The 6,895-nt window shown below is 70.1% G+C and carries 5 protein-coding genes; 1 reads left to right on the top strand and 4 read right to left on the bottom strand.

Annotation, left to right across the window (positions count from 1 at the left end; genetic code table 11):
• Positions 1-46: 46 nt before the first annotated feature.
• Complete coding sequence (locus ABD308_RS26615) at positions 47-1,501, bottom strand: serine hydrolase domain-containing protein (RefSeq protein WP_344339397.1); 1,455 nt, start codon at positions 1,499-1,501, stop codon at positions 47-49.
• A gap of 28 nt (positions 1,502-1,529) precedes the next feature.
• On the bottom strand, positions 1,530-2,705 hold the full coding sequence (locus tag ABD308_RS26610) for a cytochrome P450 (protein WP_344339392.1): 1,176 nt from the start codon (positions 2,703-2,705) through the stop codon (positions 1,530-1,532).
• Here ABD308_RS26610 and ABD308_RS26605 point away from each other — a divergent pair.
• Complete coding sequence (locus ABD308_RS26605; protein ID WP_344339389.1) at positions 2,672-3,892, top strand: Gfo/Idh/MocA family protein; 1,221 nt, start codon at positions 2,672-2,674, stop codon at positions 3,890-3,892. The genes ABD308_RS26610 and ABD308_RS26605 overlap by 34 nt on opposite strands.
• A gap of 92 nt (positions 3,893-3,984) precedes the next feature.
• Here ABD308_RS26605 and ABD308_RS26600 read toward each other — a convergent pair whose 3' ends face one another.
• Positions 3,985-5,373 (bottom strand): NDP-hexose 2,3-dehydratase family protein, encoded by a 1,389-nt coding sequence (locus tag ABD308_RS26600; RefSeq protein ID WP_344339387.1) that lies wholly within the window; start codon positions 5,371-5,373, stop codon positions 3,985-3,987.
• Positions 5,370-6,674, bottom strand: coding sequence for a lipopolysaccharide biosynthesis protein RfbH (gene rfbH / locus ABD308_RS26595; protein WP_344339385.1), 1,305 nt, complete (start codon positions 6,672-6,674; stop codon positions 5,370-5,372). The genes ABD308_RS26600 and rfbH overlap by 4 nt, the downstream gene beginning before the upstream one ends.
• Positions 6,675-6,895 lie beyond the last annotated feature (221 nt).

The following is a 6,895-nucleotide window of genomic DNA, read 5'->3' as shown; positions in this document are numbered from 1 at the left end:
CCGTGGCCGGTGCACGGCCACGGCAATCGCGCGGTGAGGGGGGAGGCTAGGAGCGCCTGTCCGACCAGAATCGCACCGGCGACGGGTCTTCGAAGTCCTTGCTGCCCCATTCCCTGCGCGCGAGCTTCCGGAATAGGCCGCCGACCGGGGACTCCGTGGACAGGAATTCGTCGATGCGCCGCTCGCGCACCGCGGCCTGCATGTCCAGGTACCCCTCGATGAACGGGCCCTCGTCGAAAGCCGCGGCGGAGGGCCGTCCGAGCGGACGCGACCCCTTGGCCATGCGGGAGATCTGGGCCTTGTCCAGGTTCGCCCCGAGGAGGCCGGCGAACCGGTCGGCGGCGACGAGGCCCATCGCGTACGAGCTCCACCCGGCCTGGGTGGCCAGCCGCCGGGCGTCGACCGTCCCGCTGAGGATCCAGTTCGCGATCTCGTGGGCGAGGATGCCGAAGGAGTACTGCGTGGGCGGATTGAAGACGTCCCGCTGGTCCGCCATGTTCGTGCACACCGTGACGCAGAAGGGCTCGGCGGCGTTGGGATAGGCGAGCGAGACCGCCCACCAGCCGAACGCGTAGTGGCCCACGGAGCGGACGCAGTGGTCGGCCGCCGCCGGATCGCCGGACAGGTGGACACCGAATCCGACCCGGCTGCCGTCCCGCGCGGTCGTCCGGGGCCGCAGGACCGTCTCGGCGACCTCACCGCGGAACATGCCCCCGGGACCGGTCAGCGCCAGCATCAGCGTCGTGTAGTCGGCGGGGGTCATGACCGCTCCCACCGCGTGGTAGGTCCCGCATTCGTGCCACGGAAGCGGAACGGCGCGGTTTCCGAACACCATGTGCCCGGTCGTGCAGCGGCCGCGCACCTCGTCCCAGTTCGGGCTGTCGAGCCAGGCGGTGTCGCGCATGCCGAGCGGGTCGAGGATCTCGGCCTTCACGTAGCGGCCCAGCGGCATCCCGGTCACCGCCTCGGCCGTCAACGCGGCCACCTGGTACATGAACGAGGACGACCGCCACTCGTCCGTGTCCGCCGAGCTCACGAACCGGGGCGCGCCGGTGCCGTACTCGTGGACGACCCCGCTCTTCAGCACGCGCTCGATGTACCCCATCGCCGGCTCGGGCCGCTCGACCCAGTCGTATCCGTCCGTGGCGGCGCCGCTGAGCATGGCCAGTGCCTTGGTCAGGGTGATCGTGCCGCCCTTCGGATTGACGACCGGAAAGGGCAGGTGCCTGTCGATCGGTTCGTCCAGGTCGAGCTCACCGGACCGGGCCAGTCCCGCGATCGCGGTGGCTACCAGGAGCTTCCCGAGGCTGCCGACCCGCATGCTGTGCGACTCGGTCATCGGGACGCCGGTCTCGACGTCGGCCAGGCCGAACGGCACGGTCAGCGGGCTCTGCCCCGCGAAGCCGACGGATATGAGGGCGCCAGGAGTGCTGGTGACCTCCAGCACCGAGGGGGCGACCTGGTCGATGCCCGCTCGCAGCGCTTCCCGCGACAGGCTCATGTGAGCTCCTCTCGATCTCCGTGCACGGTCACCAGACGACGGGAATGGACGTGGGGATGGCGGCGAACGAGGCCGGGCGCACGGTCAGGTCCTCGACCGGCACGGTCAGGCGCATCCGCGGAAAGCGCTGGGCCAGCTGGCTGAAGGCGGTCTGCAGTTCCAGCCGGGCGAGCGGTGCTCCGATGCAGTACCGCAGGCCGAAGCCGAAGCAGAGATGGGGGTTGTCCTCACGGGTGATGTCGAAGGCGTCGGCGTGGCGGAAGACGGCCTCGTCGTGGTTGGCGGCGTAGATGGCGAGCATCACGAGCTCGCCGCGCCGAACGGGCTCCCCGGCGATCTCCAGGTCCTCACGGGCGTAGCGGATGACCGGAGGGAGCAGCCGGCTGACGGCCCGCACGCTCTCCTCCGCCACGGAGGCGGCCAGCTCCGGGTTGTCGTGAAGCGCCCGCCACTGCTCCCGGGAGTCCAGCAGGAGCGCCGTACCGACGCACAGTGCCGCCGCGGTGGTCTCGTACCCGGCGAACAGCACGCCCATGGCGAGCTGAGCGACCTCCTCGTCGGAGAGGGTTCCGTCCTCGCACAGCCAGGAGATGACGTCCTGGCCCGGCCGCGTGCGCTTGCGGGCCACCAGTTCCCGGCCGTAGCCGTGGAGGCCGGCCAGCCCCGCCATCGAGCGCTCCCGGTCGCCGGCGTCGCTCACGGCCGTCGTCCACTCGTCCAGGAGCGGCCTCTCCTCCACCGGCACCCCCAGCAGCTCGCTGATCACCTCCCGCGGCAGGGACAGCGCCAGGGCATCGGCCAGATCCGCCGGCGGGCCCTGCTCCGCCAGCCGGTCGAGGAGATCGGTGGTCATCGCCTCGACGCGGGGGCGCATGGCCTTCACATGCCCCGCCGAGAAGTACGGCTGCAGACGGGAGCGCAGGGTCGCGATCCACTTGTGCTCGGTCTCGTAGTCACCGCGCGGACCGTCGAGCAACGCCGATTCACCGCTGCGTGCCGCGTTGTCGGGGTCGAAATGGCTGCGGCCCAGCCGTGGATCGGCGAGCAGCTCCTTGATCTCCCGATAGCCGGTCACCAGCCAGGCGGGGTCGCCCACGGCAGTGCTGACCAGGTGCACCGGAGCCAGTTTCTGCAGCGCCCCGAGGTTGCTCTGCAGTCGCGCCGGATGCGGTGGGTCGAGCGGAAGCTGGATCTTGGCGGCCATACCTGATTACCTCTTCCTGTAAGGAGCGGGAATTACCTTTCCGGACGCCGCCCGCGCCGGCCAATCCCCGATTTCGCGGGGGTTCCCTCATTCGCGGCGCCGGTGTTAAGGTGCAGCGTATTTTTGTGCTGCCGCATTGGCTGCCGAATGGCCATCCGGTGTCGGACGGGAGGCTCGACGTGCACGAGGGAACTGGGCCGGTGAGATTCGGTGTGATCGGTTGCGCCGACATCGCGTGGCGGCGGACCCTGCCGGCGATGAGGGCGGAACCCGGCGTCGAGCTACGGGCTGTGGCGAGCCGTGACCTGAGCAAGGCCGAGCGGTTCACCGGCAGCTTCGGCGGAGTGGCGGTGAACGGCTACGCGGAGCTGCTGAAGCGGGACGACCTGGACGCCGTCTACATCCCGCTGCCGACCGGGATGCACGGCGAGTGGGTCGAGCGGGCGCTGCTGGCCGGCAAGCACGTCCTCGTCGAGAAGCCGCTCACCACCCGGTCGCGGGAAGCCGGGCGCCTCGTCGCCCTGGCCGAGGAACGGGGACGCCTGCTGCTGGAGAACATGATGTTCCTGCATCATCCGCAGCACCGTCAGGTCGATGAACTCGTGTCGGGCGGGGCCATCGGCGAGGTCCGGTCGTTCCTGAGCACTTTCACGATTCCGCCGAGGCCGCCGGACGACATCCGCTACCGGCCCGACGCCGGCGGCGGCGCCCTGATGGACACCGGGGTCTACCCCATCCGTGCCGCACTTCGGTTCCTCGGCCCCCGCCTGCGTCTGGTCGGCGCGGTGCTCCGCGTCGAACGGGCGAGGGGCGTCGTGGTGGGGGGAAGCGTCCTGTTGTCCGATCCGGACGGTGTCACGGCTCAGCTCTCCTTCGGCATGGAGCATTCCTACTGCACCGGCTACGAGCTGCGGGGCGACTCCGGTCGGCTCTCGCTCGACCGGGTGTTCACGCCGCCGCCCGGGCATCGCCCCGTCGTCCGGATCGAGCGCCAGGACGGCTGTGAGGAGATCGCCCTTCCGCCGGGCGACCAGTTCGCGAACATGATCGCCTTCTTCGCCGCCGCCGTCCGGTCCGACGGTGGTGCGGCCGCCCGGGACCTGGCCGCCTGGAACGCTGATTCGCTCCGCCAGGCCGATCTCGTCGATGACATCGGCGACCGGGCCCACTACGCGTACGTCTCCTGAACGGGGGCGACGGCGAGGCCGCCTTCATCCGTGATGGCGAAGCCCTTCCCGCCGCCCCCGAAGCCGTGATCCGCGCGCCGCGATCGGCAACCTCACACGCTCGCCAGCGTGTTCAGGCACAGCAGGAGCGTCCGTGCCTGGACGCTGACGTAGTGGCTGTACCGGGTGAGGGCGGCGAGCTGGTCCCATGAGACCCAGCGGAACCCGGGCGGCGCGTCGAGCGGCGCCTCACCCTCGTCGGCCTCCACGACGATGTAGCGGCTCACCGAGTCCAGGAAGCGGCCACCCTCCTCGGAGTGCAGTGCGGAGTAGCGGATCCGGGAGGGGGGCGCCGTGGTGACCAGGTCGAGGAAGAGCGGCCGGTCCGCGGCCGGCAGGTGTGCGTAGTTCCCGGGCTGGCACTGAACGGTGGGACCCAGCTCCGCCTCGATGAAGCCGACCTCCGCGCGGGCCTGGACCAGGACGTGCGGCACGCCCTCGAACGTGCGGGTGAGGAACGCGACCACGCCCTGCCCGCGCGGCTCGAACAGCGGCTGGGTCCAGTGGCCGACCTCGCGGTTGCTCGCCCGCACCGACACGGCCACGGTACGGAAGTAGCGGCCGTCCTCGTGGTCGATCGAGAATCTGCCGCGGGTCCAGCCCGTCACGGCGGCGAGCGGGACGCGTTCGCTGCGGATCGGGGTCGTGGATCGCCGCGCGGTGAGCCAGGACAGCAGCTCCGTGTCCGAGTGCAGTGCGTGGGACGTTCCGGGCACGTCCAGGCCGGCGAGGACCGAGCGCGCGTCCATGTTCACCGTGTGGTCGTGGCGCAGGAGTTCATGGATCTGGCCCAGTGTGAGCCAGCGGAAGTCCTCGTGCTCGGGTACCTGGCCGGTGGCCTCGACGACCATGTTGCGATTGTGCTTGCGGTGGAACCAGGAGCCGTGCTCGGACTGCAGCACGTCCGAGAGGACACGGCCCCGGGACGGGTCGGTGAAGTACTCCAGGTAGCGCACGGAGGCGCCCTTGTGGACCTTGGTGTAGTTGCTGTACGTGGCCTGCACGGTGGGCGAGAGCTGCATCAGCCCGGGGTTGCCCGGCTCCATCTTGGCCTGCATCAGAAAGTGCAGCACCCCGTCGAACTCCCGGGTGAGGATGCCCAGGATCCCGACCTCCGGCTGGACGATGACGGGCTGCTGCCACTCCACTCGACCGGGCTGCTCGCCGACGCTGGCGCGTAGCCCCTCCACGGTGAAGAACCGGCCGCTGCGGTGCACGAGGTTCCCGGTCTCCGGGGCGATCGACCAGTTCTCGAGGGCCTCGAAGGGGATCCGCTCCACCGCGAACGATCCCTCCTCGCAGCGCTGTTGGAGCCAGTCGTGGATCTCGTCCGCGGGCTCTCCGGCCAGCGCGGCCGCGGACCGGGCGATCCGGTCGGCGAGCGCGGCGTCCTGCCGGGTCCTGAGCGACGGCCCCACCCGGGTACCCCCGCCGGCCGTCATCGGTGGGCCCCCACGAACTCGGTGATGGAGGCTATGACGTAGTCGATCATCTCCTCGGTGAGGCCGGGGTAGACGCCGACCCAGAAGGTGTGCTCGGTGACGATGTCGCTGTTGGGCAGCTCGCCGGAGACCCGGTACTCGCGGCCCAGGTAGGCAGGGTGGCGCGTCAGGTTCCCGGCGAACAGCCTGCGCGTGCCGATCTTGCGGTTCTCCAGGAAGTCCACGAGCTCGGCGCGCTGGAAGGGCGCCTCGGGGTTGACGGTGATCACGAAGCCGAACCAGCTCGGATCGCTGCCCGGCGTGGGTTCCGGCAGCAGCAGCCACGGGACGTCCGCGAGGCCGCGGTGCAGCCGCCGCCAGTTGCGCCGCCGCGCCGCGCCGAACTCGTCGAGCTTGTCCAACTGGCTCAGACCGAGCGCCGCCTGGAGATCGGTCGTCTTCAGGTTGTAGCCCACGTGGGAGAAGATGTACTTGTGGTCGTAGCCGGCCGGCAGCGTCCCCATCTGGTAGCCGAACCGCTTGCGGCAGGTGTCGCTCTCGCCGGGCTCGCACCAGCAGTCCCTGCCCCAGTCCCGCAGCGACTCCACGATCCGGGCCAGCGCCAGGTTCGAGGTGAGCACACAGCCGCCCTCGCCCATGGTGAGGTGGTGGGCCGGATAGAAGCTGACGGTGGCGAGGTCGCCGAAGGTCCCGGTGAGCTGTCCCTGGTAGGTGCTGCCGACCGCGTCGCAGTTGTCCTCGATCAGCAGCAGGCCGTGGTCCTCGGCGAGTTGCGCGACCTCCGCGACCTCGAAGGGGTTGCCGAGGGCGTGGGCGACCATGATCGCCCGGGTCCGGGGCCCGATGGCCTTCTCGATGCGCTCCGCGGTGGTGTTGTAGGTGCGCAGGTCGATGTCCACGAAGACCGGGACCAGGCCGTTCTGCAGGATGGGGTTGACCGTCGTGGGGAAGCCCGCCGCCACCGTGATCACCTCGTCGCCCGGCACGAGCCTGCGGTCCCCGAGCTGCGGAGACGTGAGGGCGGTGACCGCGAGGAGGTTCGCCGAGGACCCGGAGTTGGTCAGATGCGCCTTGCGCCGCTCCATCCGGCGGGCGAAGACCGATTCGAACTTCCGGGCCGACCTTCCCGCCGCGATCCGCAGGTTCAGGGCCGCTTCGACCACGGCCGCTCTGTCCTCGTCGTCCAGCACGGCGCCGGACGGCCAGATCTCCGTGACGCCAGGGACGAACCCCCGGTCGTCCTTGCTGTCCTGGTGGTATTTACGCACCTCGTCGAGGATGTGCGCGGCCCGGTCACTCATGTGTTCAGTACCCTTCTTCATGGGCTGATGCGGGTCATTCGTGAGATCGGGATACCCGGGGAAATTCGTGCGTGGATGACGGTCGGTCAGCCTTGGCGGGGTGCGCGGAGATCGGCCGCCCCGCTCCGTCGTGCACCGGCCCGGCAAGTGTGCCCTACGCGGCTAAAGCCGATCTAGGCTCGGCCTTTTGCCGGCCTGATCGCAGAGCTCATGTCGACGCC

Origin of the sequence: Kitasatospora putterlickiae, assembly GCF_039527695.1 — a bacterium.
Taxonomy (GTDB): domain Bacteria; phylum Actinomycetota; class Actinomycetes; order Streptomycetales; family Streptomycetaceae; genus Kitasatospora; species Kitasatospora putterlickiae.
The sequence above is the reverse complement of the archived record's forward strand: the minus strand, read 5'-3'. Positions and strand labels throughout refer to the sequence as shown.

What these genes read in the sequence shown, in the direction of transcription:
- ABD308_RS26600 (WP_344339387.1), bottom strand. Translation starts at nt 5,373, where the DNA reads ATGACGGCCGGCGGGGGTACCCGGGTGGGGCCGTCGCTCAGGACCCGG.
- rfbH (WP_344339385.1), bottom strand. Translation starts at nt 6,674, where the DNA reads ATGAGTGACCGGGCCGCGCACATCCTCGACGAGGTGCGTAAATACCAC.
- ABD308_RS26615 (WP_344339397.1), bottom strand. Translation starts at nt 1,501, where the DNA reads ATGAGCCTGTCGCGGGAAGCGCTGCGAGCGGGCATCGACCAGGTCGCC.
- ABD308_RS26610 (WP_344339392.1), bottom strand. Translation starts at nt 2,705, where the DNA reads ATGGCCGCCAAGATCCAGCTTCCGCTCGACCCACCGCATCCGGCGCGA.